Genomic DNA, 23,104 nt, shown 5'->3' with positions numbered 1-23,104 from the left:
TTCAGGTCGCGTGCGCCTTAGCGCAAAACAAGGACGGAGCATCCGGACCGACGCACCACGCGGCTCGTTGTCGAACCCAGAGCGTAGTCGATGGCATCCGGAGACTGTGACCCAATCAAAATCAGATCGTGCCCATTGGCTTTGGCAAAAGACACGATCTCCATACCCGGCTTGCCGACGGCAACCTGGCAATCGATCGCCGGATCATCGGCTGCCACGGTCTTCAGACGTTCGAGGATTGACGCTGTCAGGTGGTTCTCCGGTTTGACCGTTACGAACTCAGCAACAAAGCCCGGCACCCGCTCCAGCACCGTAAAAAGCGTAATTGTTCCTTCGGGTTCAAGCAGTTCGCGAGCCTTTGCGAGCTTCGGCGCAATCAGCTTCTCATGATCGAGAGCAACCGGAATCAGGATTTTCTTGAACACCACAGCGTCCTTTCAACTGATGCGGCTTAACCTTGCAGCGAAGCCAGAGTGAGCATTCCCAAGGCGACAAACACAGCGATGAAAACCGTCTGGGCGGTTATCGCGGCAACAGCCCCACCGCCAACCTGCGTAACATCGGATAGGCTGGTCTTCACGCCGACCGCGGCGATAGCAATCAGAAGCAGCCAACCGGAAACGGAGGCAACAAAGCTTGTTATCGGCGCAGGGATCGCGAAGAACGTGTTGATCGCAGCCAGTACAATGAATACCACCACAAACGTTGGAAGAAGCGGCGGCCGCTTGCCGGAACTGTCGACCTCCTCACGCGCGTAGCGGCGAGCGAGAAGTGCGATGACGAGCACCGTGGGCGCGAGCATAGAGACCCGAAGCAGCTTCACCAGCGTCGCGATCTCACCCGCCTCATCGGAGATCGAAAAGCCGGCGCCAACCACCTGGGCGACGTCATGGATCGCCGCGCCCATAAAAATGCCGGCGGTTCTGTCATCGAGGCCCAGCGTGTTCGTGATCACCGGATACAGGACCATTGCCACCGTGGATAGAACGGTCACGCCGACGATCGTAAACACCAACCGGTCTTCGCTTGTCCTCTCCTTGGGAAGAACCGAAGCAATGGCGATAGCCGCCGACGCACCGCAAATGGCGACCGCGCCAGCCGAAAGCACGGCGAAGCGGGTCTTCGCGTTGGTCAGCTTTGCAAGCAGAACGCCGAACACAATGGTAGCAGCGATGCTCAGCGCCAAGAGCAAGACCATCGGCAGACCTAATTCAACCACCATATCGAAGCTGATGCGCGCGCCGAGCAGAGCGACCCCGATCCGCAGTACGGGTTTGGCCCCGAAAGCGATGCCCGGTTTGAGCGTCGCGTTGGAGTTCAATCGGTTGAGCGCAAGCCCGAAGACAAGCGCCAAAAGCATCGCCGGAAAGATCGAGTTATCCGCAATGAGTTGGCTTGCGGCCGCAATCGCAACAGCCAACACGAGGCCAGGAACGAGTGATCCAAACCTTTTGGTCTGATCGAGAGCGACCTGCATGGAGTGCCGGCGCCTCGTGCCGGGTTCAGCATCGCGCGTCGTGTCAGTCACTGGGACACTACCCCCTCGACCGCCAATTGTTCGATGCCGTCTATGTATGCCTTTGGCACTGCAACGCCGTTTGCGGCGGCCTGCCGGGCAAGTGCCGCGCGGCGCGCTCCGGGCACGCGTGCCCCATCCTGCTGTTCGATAAGGCTCAGCAACGCATCGAGGCGCGCACCGAAATCTGCGCCTTCTGGCGGCCGGAAAATCAACAGAAACTGCCCCACGTCAGGGGGCGGACCGTCGGCAGTGAAGAAACTGGAAACATCTTTGCTCATCGACGAGCCGGTCATCAATGACGCGAAAACTTCCACTATCAGAGCAAGTGCGGTCCCCTTAGCTTCGCCAATCGGGACCATGGTTCCGGCCAAGCCCTGCTCAGGATCGGTGGTGGGGTTACCATCGGGATCAAGCGCCCAACCCTCGGGGATAGTCTGCCCCGTCTTGTGCGCGTGCATCACCTTGCCGCGGGCAACGCGGCTAAGCGACAGATCAACGATGAGCGGATCGCCTACCGGGCGCGGCGCCGCGAACGCAATCGGATTGGTGCCGTAGAGCGGAACGTGGCCACCCCATGGCGCGATTGCCGCCGGTGCATTCGCCATCATCAGGCCGACCATCCCCTTTTCAGCGATCTGCCTGACCGGCAGCGATAGAGCGCCGCAATGATGCGAGTGGGCCACCGCAACCGAGGCGACGCCCATCTCGGCAGCAAGCGCGCACCCACATTCGATAGCTTGGTCGAGTGCGGGGTAGGCGAAACCGTGCCCCGCGTCCGTCCGCAAAGTGCTCGGGGCAGTCTTTCGTGTTGAGGGGACGGCGTCTGCGATGATCTTGCCCGTCCGGACCTGCCCGATGTAATCGGCCACGCGTGAAAAGCCGTGGCCGGTCTGGCCTTCCGCTTCGGCCGCAACCAATCCCCTTGCTACGCTGGACGCTGCCACATCCGGCACACGGTTGGCGATCAACGCGCGAACGATGAACGCCTCGGCCTCAACAATGGACAGCGTGACGGTTTCAGACATGGACAAGACAGTGGCGACCGGCAAATTGGGCCGCCACCTTCGCTCGTTTAAGCGCTTCGATAAAGCTTGGTCATCGAGAATTCTCGGTGCCCCAACGCTTCTGCGGCAGTGTTGCGGCCATTGGCAGTCCGGCGGATCATATCGATTAATTCGTCGCCGGCCTCGTCGATTGTCATCTCGCGCCTAAGGATACCTGAGACATCGACATCGACATGCTCCCCCATCGTGCGAACAGTACGCGGGTTTGCGGTGATCTTGATGACGGGCACGATCGGGTTGCCGACGACGTTGCCCTGCCCTGTCGGGAAGGTGTGCACCACCGCGCCGCCCGCAGCCATCAGCGTCACACATTCAGCAGCTGCGGACGACGAATCCATGAAATACAATCCATCGCCTGACTTCGGCTGCTCTGCCGGCTCCAGAATCTCGATGAACTGCGAGGTGCGACCGATCTTCTCAAGGTTGCCCAGCGCCTTCTCTTCAATGGTAGTCAGACCGCCCTCGATGTTGCCTTTGGTTGGCTGGCTATCAGATAGATCATCGGTCTGGTGCGCGAAGATGACGTCGTCCTGATAGGCCTTCCACATCTTGTACCAGCGCTCACCCACCTCTTCGTTGATGGCGCGCTTCTGGCAGATGTGTTCAGCGCCGGTGATCTCGGACGTTTCACCGAAGAAACCGGTGATGCCTTCGGGCAGCAGCTTGTCGTACATGTTGCCAACCGTCGGGCAGGAACCCAGACCGGTCGTCGTATCCGATTCACCGCATTTGGTGGAGACCCAAAGCTCCTTGATCGAGCATTCTTCGCGCTGAGTTTCGGAGGCCTGATGGACGAACTCTTTCGCAGCCCAGGAAGCGGCGCGGATCGTTTCGAGATCGCCTTTTTGCTCGATCGAGAACTCCGCTACCTGCTTGCCGGTTTCCCGAATGCCGTCTGCGATGCGCTTGGTCCAACCCGGCTCGATCCCGATGACGACAACCGAATGCACGTTGGGGTTTGAGCCCGTCCCGATCATGGTGCGGAAATGCAGCTCAAGGTCTTCGCCAAACTGCAAGCGCCCATAGGCGTGCGGGATGGCGAGCGTGCCCTTGATGTTGTTGGCAACAGCCTCACACGCGGCGTTAGAGATATCGTCCACCGGCAAAATGAGCACATGGTTGCGAACGCCCACGCGGCCGTTTTCGCGCCGGTAGCCGTGGAAGGTAATGTTGGAATATTTCGACATTGTGTGCCCCTACCAGCGCTTGGTTTTGCAGTTGTGGGTGTGCAAATGCTCACCCTGACCGATGTTGGCGATGATCTTGCCGATGTCTTCGCCATACTTCATCGCGGTATCGCCTTCCTTGAGGTCGGTCAGCGCAACCTTATGACCGATCGGAACATCGTGTTTCGCGGTGAGGCGGAAGGTCGAGTTGTCGTGGGTGATGCAGCACAGCATGTCGGTACCGGCCGTGAGCCCCTCAACCACGACCACACCGACATTGTCGGCTTTCTCATGGACAAGCAGATGGGGGATTTCGGACATGATTGGTGTCTCCTAATGGGCAGGTTTGAGAATGATTTTAGGCGCAGCAATGCGCCCTTGACGAATGTCCTGGAAGGCGCGAGCGCCATCGGATAGCGGACGCGCCTCGGTCCAGTTGAGCGGGCCGAGACGGCCGTCGAAAATCGCGGCGCAGGTGTGTCGGAAGTCCTGCATTGTGTAGGTGTAGGTGCCGACAAAACTGATTTCCTGCAGCGTGATGCGGCGAATATCGAGCCCCCCATCTGCGCTCCCCAGACCGATGTGCACGATGGCACCCCCGGGGCTCACCAACGCAGATGCAGCGGCCCGTGTCGCGGCAAAACCAACGGCATCAAACACAAGCGGCACGGTTCCATCGGCGGGCGCGTTATCGATGGCCACCCCGCAGGTCTCGGACAAAAATGCTGCCCGCTCCGCGTTCGGTTCGGATAGCGTCACAACTTCCAGACCCATCGCGTCGAGGGCAAGAACGGCGGCAAGCCCGATGGCGCCTCCCCCGATGACATGGGCCCTGCGGTCATCAGAAGGATGGAGCTTTTCAAGGCCAAGGCGAGCGGCATGCCAACTGACGGCCAACGGTTCCGCAAGAGCGGCTGTATCGAGACTTACATCGTCCGGCACCGTAACGAGGTTTGTCAGCGGCATCGCAACGTAGCCCGCGAACGCGCCCTCGCGCGGCGGCAAGGAGATTATCTGCCGAGCGGGACACAGATTGTCGCGCCCGGATCGACTTGCAGCGCTTGATGGATCAGTCACCAAGGGATTGATCGTCACACGGCGCCCGACATCAGAGCCTGCGACGATCGTCCCAGCCGCTTCGTGCCCCAAAATCAAGGGCGCTGGGCGGCGCTCATCATGGCCCAAAAAGGCATGCATATCGGAGCCGCAAATGCCGGCGCTTTCGATCCGAACAAGCGCTTCCCCATCGCGCAGGACCGGATCATCAGCATCGCGATATTCCAGGCGCTCGGGAGCGGTGTAGACAAGCGCCTTCATTTGGCCGTGAACCCCCCGTCGAGCATGATGTTCTGTCCGGTGACATAGTTGGACGCATGCGAACACAGAAACAGAAGCGGGCCGTCGAGATCGCTGAGCTCGCCGTTCCGGCCTATGCAAGTCTGATTAGCATTGCGCTGGGCGCGAGCAGGATCGGCAAACACCGGCGCGGTTAGCTCGGTCTCAAAGAAACCCGGTCCTATCGAGTTGGTGGTTATTCCGTGCTTCGACCATGCCTCGGCCATCGCCCTCGTTAGCTGCCCGACGCCCCCTTTCGAAGCTCCGTAAGCGATGCCCCCTGAAAAGGCTCGGAACGTTTGTAGGGAGGTGAACAGAACGATTCGTCCCCACCCGGAGGAACGCATGGCAGGCACGAAGGCCTGGCTCAGAAAAAACGGGGCGGACAGATTGACGGCAAGCGTCTGATCCCAGCCTTCGGGCGTTACATCATCGGCTACCTCGCGGGCGTTCAGCCCCGCCGCATGGATCACAATGTCCGGCGCGCCGAACGCAGCCGATATATCGTCCGCAAGCTTACGCAGGCGCACTCGATCAGCAATATCGCCGGAGACCGCGCTGGTCTCCCCATCGGTTTCACCTTGCCAACTCTCCAGCGCTTCGGCACGCCGCGCCACGCCAACGACCCGCGCCCCCGCTTCCGCAAGCACGGTTGCAGCACGTCGGCCAAGGCCAGAGCTTGCACCTGTGACGCAGGCGACGCGGCCAGCAACGCTGAAAAGAGCGCTCAAATCAGGCATCAGGCGACAGATCGAACTCCTGCTCAGGAAAATACTTTTTGAGGCGAATGTCGGCCGTGCGAGCGTGGCCTTCCATGCCCTCAAGGCGTGAAATACGGGCCGTCGCTTCGGCAATTGGCTTGGCTCCATCGCGCGTGGCACGCTGCCAGGTGACGATCTTCATGAATTTATGGACCGACAAGCCGCCAGTGTAGGACGCCGCACCGGAGGTGGGCAGAACGTGGTTCGTTCCCGAGGCTTTATCGCCAAATGCGACAGTGGTCTCCTCGCCGAGGAACAACGAGCCGTAGCAGGACAGGCGCTCAAGCCACCAATCGAGGTCTTCGGCCTGCACAGTCAGGTGTTCTGGGGCATAGGCGTCGGACGTTGCGGCCATCTCTTCGCGGTCAGCGCACAGAATGACTTCTGCATAGTCCCGCCACGCGGCCTTGGCATTGTCGCGGTTAACCTCCGGCAGAGCATCTATGAGCGCTGGGACCAGCTTCATGACCTCTTCGGCAAGCGTACGGTCGTCGGTCACGAGCCAGACAGGCGAGTTGTAACCGTGTTCCGCTTGGCCCACGAGATCGGCAGCAACGATCATCGGGTCGGCCTTGCCATCGGCAAGAACGAGACTATCAGTTGGACCGGCGAACATATCGATCCCAACTCGACCAAAAAGGATGCGCTTGGCTTCCGCAACGAACTGATTGCCAGGGCCAACCAGGATGTTGGCTGTTGGCAGCCCAAATAGGCCAAAGGTCATGGCCGCGACGCCCTGCACCCCACCCAAGGCAAGGATCGTATCGGCTCCGCAGATATGCGCGGTGTAAACGATCGCGGGGTTGATACCGATATCGGGCCGTGGCGGCGAACAGGCCACGATGTGCTCACATCCGGCCACCTTCGCGGTGGTGACGGTCATGATCGCGCTGGCGATGTGGCTGTAGCGACCGCCGGGCACATAACAGCCTGCCGCTGAAACCGGAATGCTCTTCTGACCAGCAATCAGACCGGGGACGACCTCGACCTCTATGTCTTTGATGGTCTGTTTCTGCGCCTCAGCAAAACGTCGGACATTGGCGGCGGCGAAGGCGATATCCCGCTTGAGCTTCTCTGGCACCTTCGCGGCGGCAGCTTCGATATCCGAAGCGGTGAGCAAAACAGGCCCATCATACCGGTCGAACTTCGCCGCATACTCCATCGCTTTGGCGTCACCACCAGCCTCGATATCATCAAGGATCGACTGCACAATCTTGTGCGTGTCGCCCGCGTCGCTATCCGAGGTCAGCGTAGCTTTCTTGAGGTATTCAACGGTCATTACGCACGCGTCCTATCGGTTAATCTCTGGAAGCAGCGACGTGGAGAACGCCGGGATGTAGGCGATCATCAGCGTCACGATCAGCATGAAGAAGACGAAGGGGATGGCGCGGAATGCGATCTTCAGTATCGACTCGCCGGTTATTCCCGACACCACGAAGAGATTGAGCCCAAGGGGCGGTGTAATGAACCCAACCCCCAGCGCCGTAATCATCATGATGCAGAACTGAACCTGGTTCATCTCGATCTCTTGCGCGAGCGGCCAGAGGATCGGCGCCAGGATCACGATGTTTGGCGTGGTTTCCATCACGCAGCCAGCCGCGATCAAGATCACCACCATCATGAGGATCAGGATGAACTCATTTTCGCTGACCGATGTGAGCGCGCCGACAAAGCCCTGCGGCACACCGATGATGGCGAGCGCTTCGGCAAGCGGGATAGAGAAGGCGATGATCGGCAGGATCACGCCATTCACCTTTGCAGACGACACCAGCATTGCCGGGAAATCGGAGAACTTGAGCGTCCGGATAATGAAGCCAATCGCGATGGTCACGACGACGGCGACAGCGCCTGCTTCGGTCGGTGTCAGCCGGCCAGAGAAGATTCCGTAGAAGATGATGCCCGGCACAAGAAACGCGTACCAACCGGACCTGATCGTCTTCCAGAGGTTTGCGCCCCATTCGGCGGTCGTCATGATACCGCCGCCCTCCCATAGGTTCAGCCGGTTCATGACAATGTTGGTGACCAGGATGGAAAACAGGATCAGCAGACCGGGGATTACCGCTGCGAGGAACAGCGTTGAAACCGCGACCCCCCAAAACAAGGCCGATGATGATGTAGGCAATAGAGGGCGGGATCAGGATGCCCGTACAGGCGCCGGCAGCGACAAGCGCACAGGCATAGGGTCTCGGATAGCCGCTCTCGACGAGACGATCGATGGTCATCCGGCCCACGGCCGCGGCACCCGCAGCGTCTGAGCCGGAGATGGCCGCGAACATGCCGCACACGAGCACCGTGGCGGAACCGAAGCCACCTTTCGCCCAACATGTTAGCGCCTCAGCGACGTCGAGAAATTTTCGACTGAGGCCTGTCCGCACCAGAACGTCACCGGTCAGAATGAAGAGCGGAACTGCGGTGAGCGCAAAGGCGTCTATACCCGAGAAGAGCTTCTCGCCAACAAGGCTGAGCGGCAGCGCCTGCGACCACACAAGCATGAGAACTGTCGCCGCGCCGATGGCCGCCCAAACCGGGATGGCCAGCGCCACAAGAACCACAAACAAGATAACGGGGGCGTAGAAATCCCAGCCGAGGATCAGTTCGGCTTGCCCAAGCTGTTGCCACATCATGGTCTGCGCCCTCCTTAGTCGAACAGTTTGTCGCCTTCGTAGACGGGTCGCCCGTCACGAAGGTCTTTGAGGTCGCGCAGGAAGGACTGCACCAGGCGGAAGATCACCAGCGCAAAGCCGAAGGGAACTGCGAACAGGAAGAAATACATGCCGACGCGCAGGCCATGGCTGACCGACTGGAATTTCCAGGAGACGTGCACCGACTCCCAGGACCAGTAGAGCGCGATGACCGCGATCACGAGCATCACAATGTCGCCGAACATGTACAGGAGCGCTTTCATACGCGGCCCGACGTAATTCATGATCACGTCGATACGGATGTGCCCGCGTTCCTTGACGGCTGCGGCGGCACCGATCCAGGCGAGATAGATGAAGCAGTAGCGAACGATCTCCTCGCCCCAGATCGACGAGTAGGAGAACACCTCGCGCCGCACCACTTCGATGAACATGGTACCGACGAGCATCACGTAGAACATGAGCAGGAGCCAACGCTCGCCGTTCTTGTCTATCGCCTTGTACAGGGCAGTCATGGAGTCCTCCCGTGCGGCCCAGACGCTGGCTCTATGCCGCTGGCCCCCGGTGGGGCCGCATTCGGTTCTTCGTTAGGTGGAAGGGGCCGGCGCCTGGGTTACGCCGACCCGATCGGGATTAGGCGTCAGAGACTAGGCATCATGGACGTAGTAGCGTGCCTGCGTGCCTGCTGCCTCTTCGAGGCGTGCGAACGTATCCATGTCGCCCGCCAGATCCGTCTTGAACGTATCCCAATCGCTGTTCTGGTACCCACCGGCATCTTGCCACTCGGCAAGCTGATCGTCCGACAGACTGTGAAACTCCACGCCGTTCGCAACGAGCTGCGACATGGCATAGGAGCGGGCCGATGGAACCTTTGAGAGGTTCTGGTGTTGGGTGACCTCACCAGCGAACTCGATGCCTTCCTGCACGTCCGACGGAAGGCTGTTAAACCACTCAAGATTGATCGAGTAGACCTGGCTGTCTGGCACGGCCTGCGTGAAGGTGACATGGCTTAGGATCTCGCCAAAACCGAACACGTGCAGGGCGCCAACAGATGGGTCGAGCGCATCGGCAACGCCCTGGCGAATGGCGGAGGGCGTTTCGCCCCAGGCAACGGGCGTCGGGTTGGCGCCGACCATGCGGTAATACTGCTGCAGCATCGCCGAGCCGGGAACGCGGAACTTCACGCCAGACAGGTCGCCAGGTGTGATGACAGCATTGCCACCCTGTCGGACAGCAACGACCCGCGGATCGATGACGATATAGAATAGCGCCTTGAAGCCGGAAGCCGCAATTTTCGGATCGACTTCTTCCTTCCAAGCCGCGGACGATGTGAGGTTGGTGAAGCGCTGATTTGAGCCGCAGAAGTAAGGCAGGTTGATGAGGTCGACGACCGAGGCAAACGGCGCAAAGTTGGACAGCGAGTGCTGCGCACACTGTATGGTGCCACCCTGTACGGCCTGAGCAAGCGCACCACCGGCACCAAGCTGACCACCGGGGGCAAGGCGGACATAAACCTTGCCGTTGGTCATGTTCTGGATGTTCTCTTTGAGGTCCAGCTGCATGATCGGATAGCTACGCGACGCGCCCAGCACGTAGGCTGTGGCCAACGTCATGATGTGATCAGCAGCGGCCTCGCGCTCGCGCTCTTCAGCTGCAGTCTGCGCCATCGCTTCATCTGACAGCAGCGCTCCACCAGCGCCCGCAACCACCGCAGCGGTGAAACCGCCCTTGGCCGCCAGACGCATAAAGTTGCGGCGCTCGACCGACTTAATTTGGTTTTTGTCGTCCATCATGTCCTCCCTAAGGATCATTCAGATTGTTCTGGTTGTTCGTTTTTGGATTTCGCCTTGGACTCAGCGACAAGAATTGCAGCCGAAAAGCTGATGGCGGCCGCAAAAAGCAGCAGCATTTCCTGCACATTGCTTAAAACGGCGGTGCCGTTGATCGATCCGGAAACGACGTTTCCGACGAAGGCCACGAACAGCAGTCCGGCGAGTGCAAAAAACATTTTTGTTATCCTTGGCTGCACTAACATGGATATGTAAGCGCTTACATTTCGGCGTGTAAACCCCCCATCGCACGACTTTTTTTGTAAGCTTTGCTATGGCTTAGCGTTCTGCTTGAGATGGTGCAGCGCACACTCACAGGATGATTGGGAGAATTTGGCCATGGATTCAAAAGCTTCCACCACCGGTGAAAGCCGAAGGCGGACGCAGCCTACAATCGATGACGTTGCCAGCGAGGCCGGCGTGTCGACGGCTACGATATCGAGGACGTTGAACGAACCCGAGCGGGTGAGCCAGAAAACCCGCGAGCGCGTCCTCGCCGCAGTCGACCGGCTCGGCTATCAGCCAAACTTCAGCGCCAAAGCTCTGGCTGCGAGTAGGACTGGTACCGTTGGCGCGATCATTCCAACCATGGACAACGCTATTTTCGCGCGTGGTTTGCAGGCGTTCCAGGAAGAGCTTGGCGCGCATGGCTACACCCTTCTGGTTGCGAGTTCGAGCTATCATCCCGAGCTAGAAGCACAGCAGGTTAGAAAGCTCGTCGCACGCGGCGTGGACGCCCTCATGCTCATAGGCACGGACCGGGAAAGTTCCGTCTATCGCTATCTCGAAGATCGCGCGGTGCCCTTGGTCACTGCCTGGGCATTCCGCGACGACGCGCCTGTTCCTTGCGTTGGGTTCGATAACAGAAACGCCATGGCTACCTTGACGCGCAAAGTCCTGGCACTCGGGCACAGAAGGCTCGCGATCATATCTGCACCGACAGCCTACAACGACAGAGCACGCGAGCGCGTGAAAGGCGCCCTCTCGGCAATTGAACAATCCGGTTTGCCAGCGGCTAGTGTTCCGATTGTCGAAGTTACGTACGCGATCGCCAACGGGGCTGAGGCCTTCGCCGAACTGATGGGCCGAGATGCTCCTCCAACTGCGGTTCTGTGCGGCAACGACGTTCTGGCCGTGGGTGCCCTCGGACGCGCGCGTCAAATGGGCCTGTCGGTTCCCGGCGACGTTTCAATCACCGGGTTCGACGACATTGAATTGGCCGAGATCTCTTTTCCGCCGCTCACTACGGTGCACGTTCCGCATCGCCAGATGGGACAGGCGGCCGCAAGGTTGCTCGTCAACCTTATCCGTGGTGATCACATCGGCAAGCAAACCGCCCTGGAGACGAAGATTGTCGAGCGGGGCACACTCGAAAGACCAAAGGGCGCAGCTTAGCTCAGCTCTTGAAAGCGGCCTTCATTCTCTGTCCTCAAAGAAGCTTCGTCACCTTGGTTTTCGGAGCCCGGTAGCTCGCACAAGCTCAGGACACCTCCCAACGAAAGCGCGGAAGCCCAACAGCCTTTCTGACAAGAGGGCTACAAGAAGCATATGGGCTCTTCATTGCACATCTCGAGAACAAATAAGCATTCGTGCAGATATGACATAGACTTCGCCGGTGTGCTTAATGACTGGATTGGAGGCATCATGCGTGCTCTTCTGGTTCCCCTCGCTCTTGTCATTGCAAGTTTGGTCGCCGCTTCTGGGTTTCTGAGCAAGAACAGCGTTTCGCCCGCCAACGCCAATATTGAAACGACGCAGCTTGCGTTGGAAGAGCTTGGCGAGATGCTGTTCTTTGATGTGAACCTGTCGGCAAACCGCAGCCAGTCATGCTCATCATGCCACGACCCCAACTTCGGCTTTGCGGACCCTCGCGATGTGGCCTCATTGGGCGATGATGGCGTTTCTCTGGGCGACCGCAACGCGCCGACCGCTTCGTATGCGGCCTTCATTCCGACCTTTCACAGGAATGAGGATGGGGAATGGGTCGGTGGGCAATTTTGGGATGGACGCGCAGCAACGCTTGAAGATCAAGCCGCTGGCCCGCCTCTCAATCCCGGCGAGATGGGTATGCCGAGCACGGCGGCTATCCTTGAGAGGTTGGTCGAGAACGACACCTATCGTCGTGCGTTCCCAGCTCTGTTTGGAGAACGGGTTCTGGAAGATCCGGACGCAGCCTATACAGCTATGACTGAAGCAATCGCGGCGTTCGAGCGCACCGATTTCTTCGCGCCCTTTGACTCGAAATATGACCGCTTCTTACGCGGCGAAGTGGCGCTTACAGATCAGGAAGAGCTTGGACGGATCCTGTTTTTCTCCGAGCAGTTCACCAACTGCAATCAGTGCCACCAGACCTCGCGCAGCGCTATCGACCCACAGGAAACGTTCAGCGATTACCTGTTCCACAACATCGGTACCCCGCAAAACTGGACACTTCGAGACCGTAACGGCGTCCAACAAGGGACGATCGATGGTGGTCTTGCATTAAACCCCGATGTCGATGCGGCAGAAGAAACAGTTGGCCGTTTCAGAACTCCAACTCTGCGCAACGTCGCCGTGACAGGTCCTTACATGCACAATGGGGTGTTTGCCGATCTTCGGACAGTTGTTCTGTTCTACAACACGTACAACACCCGGTCCGACGAGCGGCTGATCAATCCCGAAACAGGCTTGGCCTTCGATCCGCCACCGGTACCTCAAACGCTATCGCTCGATAAACTTGAGCACGGACCCGCCCTGGACGACAAGCGCATAGATGCCCTTGTTGCTTTCTTGAGAACGCTCACGGACGCCCGTTACGAGCACCTTCTCGACACACACGAGTGAGCACGTCTGTTCTCAAGAGATCCTTGTTCCGGACGCGTGATCGAAAACATGGAGATGCTCAGGGTCGGGCATCAGATTGACCACCTCCCGAGCCGAGCCGGTTCGATACACGCCAGCCACGGCAGCAGTGAAGGGCAGATCGCTCTCCTGCAATTTCCCATGCAGCAGGGTGTTCGCCCCCAGAGGCTCGGCAAGATGGACGCTTAGGGCCAACGGACCATCTGCATTGATCGATACATGCTCGGGGCGGATCCCCAGCTTGATCGTCCCATCGGACAATGAGCTCGGCGCGATCGTTGAACCGGCAAGCTTGATGGCATTGTCAGCGACGGAGGCTTGCATGACATTCATCGAAGGACTTCCAATGAACTGTGCAGCGAACAGGGTGTTCGGACGCTCATAGACATCAAGCGGCGATCCAATCTGCTCCACCACGCCTGCATTCATAACGATCATCCGATCCGCCATGGTCATGGCTTCCACTTGATCATGGGTAACGTACAGCGAGGTTATCCCAAGCTTGGCCTGCAATTCCTTGATCTCAACACGCATCTGAACGCGGAGTTTGGCATCCAGGTTGGAAAGCGGTTCATCAAACAGAAAAACTGAAGGTTCCCGAACAATTGCGCGGCCCATCGCAACCCGCTGACGTTGCCCACCGGAGAGCTGCTTGGGTCGTCGGTCGAGATAGTCTCCCAGCTGCAAGAGCTTGGCCGCTTGCTGGACCTTGGCCTCGATAGCCTGCTTCGAAAAGCCGGCAATCTTAAGCCCGTAACCCATGTTTTGACGCACGCTCATGTGCGGGTACAACGCGTAATTCTGGAACACCATGGCAATATCACGATCCATGGGCTCAAGCTCGTTCACGCGCTTGCCCGCGATACGGATCTCGCCTTCGGACACGCTCTCAAGACCAGCAACCATCCGCAAAAGGGTCGATTTTCCGCACCCGGATGGCCCGACGATGACGATGAACTCGCCCTGCTCGATCTCGGTCGAAATCCCATGCAGAACCTGTGTGGTTCCGAAACGCTTCTTTACATTGTCCAGATCAACCGTTGCCAAGATCCTGTCCTATTTCTCGCTGTCCACAAGGCCGCGGATAAACAGTTTCTGCATCGAGATCACCACGATGATGGGCGGGATCATCGCCAGCATCGATGTCGCCATGATCACCGGCCAATCAGCGAGGTCATCGCCGGACGGGAACATCTGCTTGAGACCCATCACGATCGTGTTCATTTCTGGGTCGGTGGTGATCAAGAGCGGCCACAAATATTGATTCCATCCATAGATGAACAAAATAACGAAAAGCGCCGCCACATTCGTCCGGCTCATCGGTAAAAGGATGTCAATGAAGAAGCGCATGGGCCGAGCGCCGTCAACGCGAGCGGCCTCCGCGAGTTCATCGGGAATGGTCAAGAAGAATTGCCGAAACAAAAAGGTTGCCGTCGCGCTTGCGATAAGCGGGAAAATAAGACCCGAATAGCTGTTAAGCATGCCAAAGCCAGCAACAACTTCAAAAGTTGGTACGATGCGAACCTCTACGGGAAGCATCAGTGTGATGAAGATCATCCAGAAAAAGATGTTCCTGCCTGGAAAGCGGAAGTAGACGATCGCAAAGGCCGAAAGCAGGGAAATGATGATTTTCCCAATCGCAATGCCCAGTGCCATGATCAGGGAATTGGTGAGCATCGTCGCAACAGGCACGTTGACGCCGGAGAAAAGCGCACGGGTGTAGTTTTCGAGGAATTTGTCACCAGGCAAGAGCGGCATCGGTGCTTGGGCGATGTCTTGTTGGGTGACCGTGGAGGCGACAAAGGCGAGCCAGATCGGGAAGAAGACGATCAGCACCCCGATGATCATAAGAAGGTGGGTCAGCCATAGGCTACTCCCCCGCTTTTCGACCATACCAGGAAGGGGCTCTTTCTCGCTCTTAAGACCAGCGTCGGCTCTCACAGCGGTGGAGTGAGGATCAGCCGCGACAGCCATCAGTAGTGAACCCGTTTCTCGATGTACTTAAATTGAAGCACAGTCAGCAGCCCGACCACGAATAGCAGTACAACGGACTGTGCGGCCGACGACCCAAGATCCTGACCGACAAATCCATCAGCATAGACCTTGTAGACCAAAATGGTTGTGGCTTGTTGGGGTCCACCGGACGTTATGGTGTGGATGACGCCGAACGTTTCGAAGAAGGCGTAGACCACATTGACCACCAGAAGAAAGAAGGTGGTTGGGGACAGGAGCGGGAGAACAATCGTGAAGAACCTACGCCAGAAACGGGCACCATCGATGGCCGCAGCTTCAATAACGGATTTGGGCACCGCCTGAAGGGCAGCAAAGAAGAACAGGAAATTATAGCTGATACGCCCCCACGCTGAAGCAACCACGACGAGGCCCATGGCCTCACCCTCGTTCAGCACATGATTCCAGTCATAGCCAAGCTGGCCAAGGTAGAAGGAGACGACGCCAATGCGCGGGTTGAACATGAACAACCACAGAACGCCTGCGACCGCCGGAGCAATGGCGTAGGGCCAGATGAGGAGTGTTCGATAGGCACCTGCACCCTTGATCAGCCGATCTGCAAGGACGGCCAAAAGCAGCGCGGGGATCATTGAGACGACGGTAACCAGCGTTGAGAAAATCGCCGTTGTTACGAAAGACGCACGGTAGAAACGGTCGGAGAACAGGAACTCGAAATTCCCAAGCCCGACATATTCCATCGATAGGCCAAAGGGGTCGGGGATGAACAGCGACTGCCAGACGGCCTGAGCGGCCGGATAAAAGAAAAAGACAGCCGAAATGAAAACCTGCGGCGCAATCAGCGCCACAGGCAATAGCCAGCCCTGAAAGGTAACACGCTTTTCCATGAGCCGTGTCGTAACTGGCTGCGGACGGCGATACGACGCCCGTAGCCAGGAGGGTTGCGTTTTTTAGTCGTTGGCCTGCTCGAACCGGCGCAGAAGAACATTGCCACGTTCCACAGCGGATGTGAGAGCTTCCTCTGCCGATTTATCACCAGCCCAGACGGCCTCCAGTTCCTCGTCGATAATTCCGCGAATCTGGTCGAACGATCCCAAACGCAGGCCCGACGAGTTTGCGGTCGGTTCATTGGCCGTCATTTGAATCACGGAGATGTCAGTGCCCGGGTTCTCATCGTAAAAGCCCATTTCACGGGTTGCATCGCCGGCCGCCAGCGTGATCGGCAGATAGCCAGTATCCTGATGCCATTTGGCCTGAATATCGGTTGACGACAGGAAGTCCATGAAGGCCGCAACGCCGGCATACTCCTCATCGGCGTGACCCTCCATGATCCACAGAGACGCCCCACCAATGATGGTGTTTTGCGGACCATCGACTGCGCCGGACCAGTAAGGCAGTGGATGCACTTCGAAGTTAAACTCCGCCTCCGCAGAGATGCCCGCATAGCCAGCGGAGCTTTCCGTGAACAACGCGCACTCGCCAGCGCGGAAATTTGCGCCACCCTCATTGCGGCGACCGGCGTAAATGAACTTGCCCTCTTGCGCCCAATCACCAAGCGTCTGCACATGTTGAACCTGAACCGGGCCATTGAACGCCAACTCGGTATCAAGCCCCGCAAAGCCGTTATCCTGAGTTGCAAATGGCGTGTTGTGATAGGCGGACAGGTTCTCGAGGTGGATCCAGCTCTGCCAAGCGGTGGTCATGGGGCATTCAATGCCTGCATCCTTGACCTGCTGCAGCACTTCACCAACGGCTTCCCACGTTGACAGATCGGCATCCTCTGCGACACCGGCCTGGGTCAGCAGATCGCGGTTGGCCCAAAGCACCGGCGTTGACGAGTTGTATGGAAGTGAGAGCATGTTGCCGTCTGGCGTCGTGTAATAGCCGGTCACGGCGCCGATGTAGGCGGACTGGTCAAAGTTCTCGCCCATCACCTGATAGACCGGGCGTATGGCACCTTCCGCCGCCATCATCGTCGCGGTGCCAACTTCGAACACCATCAGAACGTGCGGCTGTTCCTGAGCCCGGAAGGCGGCGATGCCTGCGTTCAGGGTCTCGGAGTAATTTCCCTTATGCGTCTGAACGACCACATAATCACTTTGGCTCGCATTGAACTGTTCAACCTGCTCAGCCACCAGTTCGCCAAGCCGTCCAGTGAACGCGTGCCAGAATTGCACTTCAGTTTGTGCTGATGCAGCGACGGGGGTTAAAAAGGTAGCTGCCGCTGCAGCCGATACGATCATCGACTTGATCATGAGTTTCACTCTCCCTGTTTCTTCGCGCCTCTCGTCGACCTGGGAAAACCCGGCGGTGGACGCGTGGCAGGACTATGCCGTAGCCGGCTCAACGTGACAACAGCTTGAAAGGCGTGTGAATGTTTTGTGACGTTTTTTCTTTCTGTATTTCACAGACTTAAAGCCGCGTGGCCAACTCGATACGGTTGGCTTTCAAAGGCCTTGGCCGCGTCATACCAACGAGTGTCACACCACCTCGTTCACGGGCAATGGTCGGAATAATTCAACTCACCCGTCTCATGACCTTCGGGGACGTTCTCCGCTGGCTGCGAGGCGCTCGATAAGCCGTTTCGTTTCATCATGAAGGCTGGAGGTTTCGCTCAGAATTTGCCGGGCCTTCAGAAAGTCGAGTGGTCGGAACTGTGCTACCGGAGCGCGTAACAGGGTCGCATTATCAAGCGCCTCTGCCATCTGCCGCGCCATCGTTCTTTGCATAAGGCCGTTCGCAGCGTAGGCAACGTCCACCATATGGGGCCGCTTACCCGGCTCACCAAGTGACCCTCCAGCAACGTCAACACCGATTGTGAAATCAGCCATAGGACTGATCACGTTCATTGGGACTGGGTTCGTGGCGCTGCCATCTGTATGAAACTCACCACCGACCTGGACCGGAAGGAACACCGCCGGCATTGACGCCGAGGCCGCGAGCGCCGGGCGGATACTTCCGGTTTTAAAAACCGCATCTGTCTCCGCATGGTACTTGGTTGCTACAACTGCAAGAGGTGTGCGCAACTGCGCAAATGTCATGGGAATCTGTTCCGGCAGGAAGACCTCGAGGATCCGTTCGAGATTGAGTTCTCCGATGCGCAGACCGCCATCCCTCAGAAAGGTCTCGAAGTCGGATGGGACCGTCCGGAAGATCTGCTGCAGAAGTTTGAGGCGGTTGTTGATGCGCCCCTCGACGAACGCCTCGATCTCCCGTGCGTCCATGCCAGCGCAGTAGCCGGCAGCCATAATCGCGCCAATGGATGTGCCAGCCATCGCCTGCGGGCGGATACCGAGATCATCGAACGCACGCAAAACGTGAAGGTGGGCCAGTCCACGTGCACCGCCGGCGCCGAGGGCGAGTGAGAATGTCGTCATGGGGTTTCCCCTTGATTGTTCGGAGGTATCCACGAGCGGATGTCTTCCGCCCATGGCTCTTACCTAGGCTATGCAGCCAGCGGTCGTTGAAGCTGGGATGCCAGGCGGTCGACGCCGCCGAAGTCCACCTTGCCGGAGCCCAGAACCGGAATTGACGGAACGCTATGCACCTCGGCTGGGACCATGAGATCCTGAACGCCGTTTTGCTTCGCAAACGCGAGGAAGTCTGAGCGATCGGCACCAGCCGCCTCGGTGAACAGCACAACGCGCTCGCCTTTGCGGGGGTCTTTCAAAACAGACGCAGCACAGAGGGTTCCCGGCCAAACCTCAGTGGCGACTTTCTCAATCGCCGCCAGCGACACCATTTCACCGCCGATCTTGGCGAAGCGTTTGGCGCGTCCCTTGATGGTGACAAACCCCTCGGCGTCGATGCTGACGATATCGCCGGTGTCGTGCCAACCATCCGAGGGCCGCTGCAGGACGCCAGGCTCATCGGCCTTGAGGTAGCCAGCCATCACGTTTGGACCTGAGACAAGCAGGCGACCGCCATCTTGAACGCCGGGCACTGTTTCCAGGTTTGCACGGATCCCCGGAAGCAAGCGACCAACGGTGCCGGGCTTGTTGTGCATGGGCGTATTGATCGCGATGACCGGCGCCGTCTCCGTGACACCATAGCCCTCAAGCACACGGACACCGAACTTCTCCATGAACAGCTGGCGCGTTGCTGCTCGCACGGGTTCCGCGCCGGCAAAGCAGTAACGAACCGAGCGGAAGTCGTAGCCGTGCGCCATGCGCGCATAGCCATTGAGGAATGTATCGGTTCCAAACAGGATCGTCGCGTTCGAGCTGTAGATGAGCTCGGGGATGATCCGGTAGTGGAGCGGCGATGGATACAGATAGGCTGGCACGCCCGAGATCAGCGGAAGGATTGTCCCAGCCGTCAGTCCAAAAGAATGGAAAACCGGCAAAACATTGAAGACTTTATCTGTCGGATTGAAGTCAATGCTTGCCATCGCCTGCGCGGCGTTTGCCAGAATGTTGCGATGGCTCAGCACAACGCCCTTGGGTGTTCCCTCCGAACCGGACGTAAATAGGATGACGCCAGCATCGCCGCCGCGCAAAGCGCTAAGGGGACGTCTCCGTCCAAGCAGACCTCTAAGTTTTTCAAGAACCGAGATTTGCGAACGGACGTCATCAAGCCATACGAACCGAACGGTTTTCTCCAGTTCCGCGACAACGTCTTCGAGGTTGGCTTGCTCCACGAAAGCGCGCGAGGACAGAATCGTTCGGACCTGGGCCGCGGTGCATGCAGAACGCATGTTAGCCGCGCCAGCCGTGAAGTTCATCATCGCTGGAACCTTGCCAGCCGACATGACAGCGAGGGTGGTCACGACCGAACCATTTGCCGTGGGCAGCATGACGCCGATGTTTGGCTCGCCCGGAGTCAGACCCGTTATCTTACGCGCCAACACCGCGACGCCCGTCAGAAGCTTACCATAGGACATTGGGCCGCTCACCGGGTCCTCAACGGCAATTGTTCGCATGCCGTGCTCCTTGGCCGCACCAATGACGCGGTCGAGCACGGTGGCGCGCTCATCGAGGCTCGTGGCGAAGATCAGATCGGACATGATACCGTGCAGTCTGCGGCTCGCTTCTGCGCGCCGTTCACTTCCTCGCAGGTCCGGGTCAATGACCAAATCTTGCGGTTCCATGATTGTGACCTTCACACGGGGAAACCAGCTCTTGCGAACCTGGCCATCTGACAGGCGTGTGAAATGCGTCTTCTGCAATCCGTCGATACGGATCGGCACAATCTTCGAGCCAGTCTTATCGGCGACCATGGCCGCGCCATCATAGACCTTCATCAGGCCGCCGGTCACTGTCAGCCGACCCTCAGGGAAGATGACCATCGGTTCACCCTTTCGGACAACGTTGATCAAGGAACGCAGCGCAATTGGTTGCGTGGGATCAAGGGGCAGCGCGCTTGCCAGCTTCAGGAATGGGCGTACCCACCACGCCTTTGCGATCCGAGTATCCACGGCGAACGTCGGAGCTTTCTCGGTGATTGTCAGCGCCAATGCTGCGTCGAGAAAGCTCGTATGGTTCAGAACAAGGATGGGTGCTTCACCCGCCTTTTCGAGGTTGTCCGAACCTTCAATCTCAAGCCGAAAGAAAGCGCGATAGATGATCGACACCAGGTCACGCAGCGGGTTGGTTGGCAACAACTTCGTAAAGATGACAGCGGCCAGTCCGTTGAGCCCAGCCAGGGCACCAAGTGCTTCAATGGCTGAGAAACCTGCTGCGAACGCACCCGCGAGCGCGATGCCAGACAGAACCATACAGCCGGCCGAAAGCGCGTTGGCTCCGGCAACGGTACGCGCCCGCCGCTCCGGCCTTGCCCACGTTTGAAGTGCACTGAAGGCAGGTACAACCAGCATGGCGCCAGCGAAGGCGAGACCGGCCATGGAAAAGCTTACGCGGATGACGTCTTGCTGGCCAACGAACGTTAGCAAATTCGGAGCGTTCGATACGTTCACCGAGCTGAGGACCGTAAATAGATCGAAGCAGAAGACACCCATCAAGGCTGTTCCAATGACAGCAGGAAGCAAGACAACACGACCTGCGTTCAGCCACGCTGCGGCTGCGGAGCCAAGGCCAACCCCAATAGCAAAGACTGTGAGGAAGTAGGTGACAGCGGCTTCGTCGCCCATCAAGACGTCTTTCACGATGATGGGCAGCAGGGCGAGTACAGCCGCTCCGACCGTCCAGAACCATGCATTGAACAGCGCGGTCCGCGCGATGCGACGATCCAAGCGGAGGTCTGTGAGAATGCGCCATGTTGAGGCGAAGATATTGGGATTGATGGAGAGATTTTGATCACCCACTGCCGTCGCAGGGATGGCCCGCGATGCCAGATAGCAGACAATCGCCAAGCCGATCATCACCGGAGCAAACAGCACAAGGGGCGCTCCAGTGGCGAACAGAACGCCCGCGCCGATTGTTCCGCCAAGAATCGCCAGGAACGTGCCGGCTTCAAACCATGCGGTAGCCTTCGGCAGCTCTGCGGGTTTCAGATGATCCGGCAGAATGCCGAACTTGATTGGGCTGAAGAGCGCCGAAACAACACCGAAGGCGAACAAGGCTGCAAACAGAATTGGAAGCGACTGGGTCGCCATCCCGGCAACCGCGACGAGGGCCGCTCCGATCTCCGCCAGCTTCAGTCGTTGGGCGACCTTTGCCTTATCGTGGCGATCGGCGAGCTGTCCGCCCAATGCGGACAAAAACAGGAACGGCGCGATGAAAACCGCCCCTGCCAGTGTGACGAGAACGCCTGAACCGGCGGTCGGTGAGTTGGCGCCGCCAACTTGAAACAGGATGAGCAGGATCAGCGCATTCTTGAGAAAGTTGTCATTGAAGGCGGAAAGAAACTGCGTCCAGAACATCGGCGCAAAGCGCCTTGAAGTCATCAGGTTGGAGGACATTGTCTTGGTTCCCATTTTTCGAGATCGGCATGCAGCAACGGCTCGCCGCCGCGTGGGCGGCGAGCCGCTCGATCAGATCGTTTCCGTGCCAGAGGTATCGAGAAGCAGCTTCTCGGTCTTGGCGTCTTCGAGGCGATTGTGCAGCTTCTTGGCTTCGTCGGCGTCACGGAGCGTTTTGCTAAGCGTGAGGGCCGAATGGACCAGCATGATCGCGGACATGGCGTAGAAGCCTTTCGCCGAGAAGCTGGCTTGAAGGTTGTAGATCCCCAGAGCCATCATCAGCGCGGCAATGCCGAAACTGGCGGCGGTGAAAAGCATCCAGTATTTGGAATGGGACGTGGTCGGTTCTGTCATGATCGTGTTTCCTTGCTTGAGAGTGTCTTAGGCGGCGGCATCGGGTTCCGGCGTCTTCTTGAGCCGGGCCAGTACGTCGTCCGCTCTGGTGGTTTTTGAGGTTCCGCAACCTGCGTCCGCGAGACGGTCAACAATGTCGGAAGGATCCTCAGACACCGACAGTTCCGCATAAGCGCTATCGGCGAGGTCGAGCGCCTGTTGGCGTTCTTCAATTTTGGTGAGGGTTTCTTCAGCGTCGCTTAGAGCGCCTTCGTCAGCGACGGAGAGACGATTGCCAACCTTGCGAACTTGGTCGCGCGCGGTAACGACCCGTTGGCCGCGCTGCAACTCTCGCAGGCGTGCCTGCGCATTATGAACCTTCGCGGTCAGGCGCTTAAGTTCGTGCGCAAATGCATCCTGCGCCCGCTGTGACGAGGCACGCTCGTCTTCAAGCACCGCTATGGCCTCTGCGGCCTCTTGCGCCAGCTTTTCTTCGTTCTTCTCAAGCGCGGCGCGCGCGCGAGTTTCGAGGTCAGCGATTGTAGCATGCACCTTGGCGGCACGTTGGCGTTCCTGCTCGCTTTGCGCTTTGACGAGGGCAACCGCCTTCTTGGCGTTTTGCACCGACGCGGCCGCTTCGCGAACCTGCTGGCCGAGAATGGTAACGGCATGACGCTCTCCCGCCCGGTCCGTTGCAGTGGACAAGAGGGCCTTAGAGAGCGTGTTGATCATCTTGAGCATGTGGCTTCTCCAAAAAATGAACATTGTTCACTTTTTGACAAAAGCACGC

21 protein-coding genes and 1 pseudogene are annotated in these 23,104 nt (G+C 58.4%); 2 read left to right on the top strand and 20 right to left on the bottom strand.

What is annotated here, in order from left to right:
• Window positions 1-17: 17 nt before the first annotated feature.
• The 12 genes and pseudogenes from AAF739_10440 to AAF739_10385 form a co-directional block, all read right to left on the bottom strand.
• A complete protein-coding gene (locus AAF739_10440; protein MEM6383082.1) occupies window positions 18-425 on the bottom strand; it encodes a universal stress protein in 408 nt (135 codons plus the stop codon).
• A 26-nt stretch (window positions 426-451) separates the two neighbouring features.
• Window positions 452-1,528, bottom strand: coding sequence for a putative sulfate exporter family transporter (locus tag AAF739_10435; protein ID MEM6383081.1), 1,077 nt, complete (start codon window positions 1,526-1,528; stop codon window positions 452-454).
• The gene (locus tag AAF739_10430; protein MEM6383080.1) at window positions 1,525-2,544 is read right to left on the bottom strand and encodes an Ldh family oxidoreductase; all 1,020 of its coding nucleotides are present in this window, start codon (window positions 2,542-2,544) and stop codon (window positions 1,525-1,527) included. Before AAF739_10430 ends, AAF739_10435 begins: the two co-directional genes overlap by 4 nt.
• Window positions 2,545-2,591: 47 nt before the next feature.
• Window positions 2,592-3,770: a UxaA family hydrolase gene (locus tag AAF739_10425; protein ID MEM6383079.1), complete on the bottom strand. Its 1,179-nt coding sequence runs from the start codon at window positions 3,768-3,770 to the stop codon at window positions 2,592-2,594.
• Window positions 3,771-3,779: 9 nt separating this feature from the next.
• Window positions 3,780-4,070: a UxaA family hydrolase gene (locus AAF739_10420; GenBank protein MEM6383078.1), complete on the bottom strand. Its 291-nt coding sequence runs from the start codon at window positions 4,068-4,070 to the stop codon at window positions 3,780-3,782.
• Window positions 4,071-4,082: 12 nt separating this feature from the next.
• Window positions 4,083-5,066: an alcohol dehydrogenase catalytic domain-containing protein gene (locus AAF739_10415; protein MEM6383077.1), complete on the bottom strand. Its 984-nt coding sequence runs from the start codon at window positions 5,064-5,066 to the stop codon at window positions 4,083-4,085.
• Entirely contained in the window at window positions 5,063-5,824 is a 762-nt protein-coding gene (locus tag AAF739_10410; protein MEM6383076.1) for an SDR family oxidoreductase, read from the bottom strand. The genes AAF739_10415 and AAF739_10410 overlap by 4 nt, the downstream gene beginning before the upstream one ends.
• The gene (gene hisD / locus AAF739_10405) at window positions 5,817-7,124 is read right to left on the bottom strand and encodes a histidinol dehydrogenase (GenBank protein MEM6383075.1); all 1,308 of its coding nucleotides are present in this window, start codon (window positions 7,122-7,124) and stop codon (window positions 5,817-5,819) included. Before hisD ends, AAF739_10410 begins: the two co-directional genes overlap by 8 nt.
• A gap of 12 nt (window positions 7,125-7,136) precedes the next feature.
• A pseudogene (locus tag AAF739_10400) lies at window positions 7,137-8,469 on the bottom strand (TRAP transporter large permease).
• Window positions 8,470-8,483: 14 nt separating this feature from the next.
• Window positions 8,484-8,999 (bottom strand): TRAP transporter small permease, encoded by a 516-nt coding sequence (locus AAF739_10395; GenBank protein MEM6383074.1) that lies wholly within the window; start codon window positions 8,997-8,999, stop codon window positions 8,484-8,486.
• A 132-nt stretch (window positions 9,000-9,131) separates the two neighbouring features.
• Entirely contained in the window at window positions 9,132-10,277 is a 1,146-nt protein-coding gene (locus tag AAF739_10390) for a TRAP transporter substrate-binding protein (protein MEM6383073.1), read from the bottom strand.
• A gap of 14 nt (window positions 10,278-10,291) precedes the next feature.
• Window positions 10,292-10,492, bottom strand: a complete 201-nt coding sequence (locus AAF739_10385; protein ID MEM6383072.1) for a hypothetical protein — start codon at window positions 10,490-10,492, stop codon at window positions 10,292-10,294.
• Window positions 10,493-10,652: 160 nt separating this feature from the next.
• Between AAF739_10385 and AAF739_10380 the strand changes: the two genes are divergently transcribed.
• Window positions 10,653-11,708 carry a LacI family DNA-binding transcriptional regulator gene (locus tag AAF739_10380; protein ID MEM6383071.1) on the top strand — a complete coding sequence of 352 codons (1,056 nt, stop codon included), beginning with the start codon at window positions 10,653-10,655 and terminating at the stop codon, window positions 11,706-11,708.
• 249 nt (window positions 11,709-11,957) lie between these two features.
• Entirely contained in the window at window positions 11,958-13,136 is a 1,179-nt protein-coding gene (locus AAF739_10375; protein MEM6383070.1) for a cytochrome c peroxidase, read from the top strand.
• A gap of 12 nt (window positions 13,137-13,148) precedes the next feature.
• On the opposite strand, the gene ugpC is transcribed toward AAF739_10375, so the two are convergent.
• From ugpC to AAF739_10335, 8 genes are all read right to left on the bottom strand, one after another.
• Window positions 13,149-14,201 (bottom strand): sn-glycerol-3-phosphate ABC transporter ATP-binding protein UgpC, encoded by a 1,053-nt coding sequence (gene ugpC / locus AAF739_10370; GenBank protein ID MEM6383069.1) that lies wholly within the window; start codon window positions 14,199-14,201, stop codon window positions 13,149-13,151.
• A gap of 9 nt (window positions 14,202-14,210) precedes the next feature.
• On the bottom strand, window positions 14,211-15,047 hold the full coding sequence (gene ugpE, locus AAF739_10365; GenBank protein MEM6383068.1) for a sn-glycerol-3-phosphate ABC transporter permease UgpE: 837 nt from the start codon (window positions 15,045-15,047) through the stop codon (window positions 14,211-14,213).
• Between the two features lie 80 nt (window positions 15,048-15,127).
• Window positions 15,128-16,009: a sn-glycerol-3-phosphate ABC transporter permease UgpA gene (gene ugpA, locus AAF739_10360; GenBank protein ID MEM6383067.1), complete on the bottom strand. Its 882-nt coding sequence runs from the start codon at window positions 16,007-16,009 to the stop codon at window positions 15,128-15,130.
• Between the two features lie 63 nt (window positions 16,010-16,072).
• Entirely contained in the window at window positions 16,073-17,377 is a 1,305-nt protein-coding gene (gene ugpB / locus AAF739_10355; protein MEM6383066.1) for a sn-glycerol-3-phosphate ABC transporter substrate-binding protein UgpB, read from the bottom strand.
• Window positions 17,378-17,653: 276 nt separating this feature from the next.
• Window positions 17,654-18,499, bottom strand: coding sequence for a patatin-like phospholipase family protein (locus AAF739_10350; protein ID MEM6383065.1), 846 nt, complete (start codon window positions 18,497-18,499; stop codon window positions 17,654-17,656).
• 68 nt (window positions 18,500-18,567) lie between these two features.
• Window positions 18,568-21,981: an acyl-[ACP]--phospholipid O-acyltransferase gene (locus tag AAF739_10345; GenBank protein MEM6383064.1), complete on the bottom strand. Its 3,414-nt coding sequence runs from the start codon at window positions 21,979-21,981 to the stop codon at window positions 18,568-18,570.
• A 72-nt stretch (window positions 21,982-22,053) separates the two neighbouring features.
• Window positions 22,054-22,335, bottom strand: a complete 282-nt coding sequence (locus AAF739_10340; protein ID MEM6383063.1) for a YiaA/YiaB family inner membrane protein — start codon at window positions 22,333-22,335, stop codon at window positions 22,054-22,056.
• Between the two features lie 27 nt (window positions 22,336-22,362).
• A complete protein-coding gene (locus AAF739_10335) occupies window positions 22,363-23,055 on the bottom strand; it encodes a PspA/IM30 family protein (GenBank protein MEM6383062.1) in 693 nt (230 codons plus the stop codon).
• Window positions 23,056-23,104: the final 49 nt, after the last annotated feature.

Source organism: Pseudomonadota bacterium, from assembly GCA_039024915.1.
Classification (GTDB): Bacteria; Pseudomonadota; Alphaproteobacteria; order Rhizobiales; family MH13; genus MH13.
Note: the sequence above shows the minus strand (reverse complement) of the source record. Positions and strands in the feature narration are given on the sequence as shown.

What these genes read in the sequence shown, in the direction of transcription:
- AAF739_10430 (MEM6383080.1), bottom strand. Translation starts at nt 2,544, where the DNA reads ATGTCTGAAACCGTCACGCTGTCCATTGTTGAGGCCGAGGCGTTCATC.
- AAF739_10425 (MEM6383079.1), bottom strand. Translation starts at nt 3,770, where the DNA reads ATGTCGAAATATTCCAACATTACCTTCCACGGCTACCGGCGCGAAAAC.
- AAF739_10420 (MEM6383078.1), bottom strand. Translation starts at nt 4,070, where the DNA reads ATGTCCGAAATCCCCCATCTGCTTGTCCATGAGAAAGCCGACAATGTC.
- AAF739_10415 (MEM6383077.1), bottom strand. Translation starts at nt 5,066, where the DNA reads ATGAAGGCGCTTGTCTACACCGCTCCCGAGCGCCTGGAATATCGCGAT.
- AAF739_10410 (MEM6383076.1), bottom strand. Translation starts at nt 5,824, where the DNA reads ATGCCTGATTTGAGCGCTCTTTTCAGCGTTGCTGGCCGCGTCGCCTGC.
- hisD (MEM6383075.1), bottom strand. Translation starts at nt 7,124, where the DNA reads ATGACCGTTGAATACCTCAAGAAAGCTACGCTGACCTCGGATAGCGAC.
- AAF739_10395 (MEM6383074.1), bottom strand. Translation starts at nt 8,999, where the DNA reads ATGACTGCCCTGTACAAGGCGATAGACAAGAACGGCGAGCGTTGGCTC.
- AAF739_10390 (MEM6383073.1), bottom strand. Translation starts at nt 10,277, where the DNA reads ATGATGGACGACAAAAACCAAATTAAGTCGGTCGAGCGCCGCAACTTT.
- AAF739_10385 (MEM6383072.1), bottom strand. Translation starts at nt 10,492, where the DNA reads ATGTTTTTTGCACTCGCCGGACTGCTGTTCGTGGCCTTCGTCGGAAAC.
- AAF739_10380 (MEM6383071.1), top strand. Translation starts at nt 10,653, where the DNA reads ATGGATTCAAAAGCTTCCACCACCGGTGAAAGCCGAAGGCGGACGCAG.
- AAF739_10375 (MEM6383070.1), top strand. Translation starts at nt 11,958, where the DNA reads ATGCGTGCTCTTCTGGTTCCCCTCGCTCTTGTCATTGCAAGTTTGGTC.
- ugpE (MEM6383068.1), bottom strand. Translation starts at nt 15,047, where the DNA reads ATGGTCGAAAAGCGGGGGAGTAGCCTATGGCTGACCCACCTTCTTATG.
- ugpA (MEM6383067.1), bottom strand. Translation starts at nt 16,009, where the DNA reads ATGGAAAAGCGTGTTACCTTTCAGGGCTGGCTATTGCCTGTGGCGCTG.
- ugpB (MEM6383066.1), bottom strand. Translation starts at nt 17,377, where the DNA reads ATGATCAAGTCGATGATCGTATCGGCTGCAGCGGCAGCTACCTTTTTA.
- AAF739_10350 (MEM6383065.1), bottom strand. Translation starts at nt 18,499, where the DNA reads ATGACGACATTCTCACTCGCCCTCGGCGCCGGCGGTGCACGTGGACTG.
- AAF739_10345 (MEM6383064.1), bottom strand. Translation starts at nt 21,981, where the DNA reads ATGTCCTCCAACCTGATGACTTCAAGGCGCTTTGCGCCGATGTTCTGG.
- AAF739_10340 (MEM6383063.1), bottom strand. Translation starts at nt 22,335, where the DNA reads ATGACAGAACCGACCACGTCCCATTCCAAATACTGGATGCTTTTCACC.
- AAF739_10335 (MEM6383062.1), bottom strand. Translation starts at nt 23,055, where the DNA reads ATGCTCAAGATGATCAACACGCTCTCTAAGGCCCTCTTGTCCACTGCA.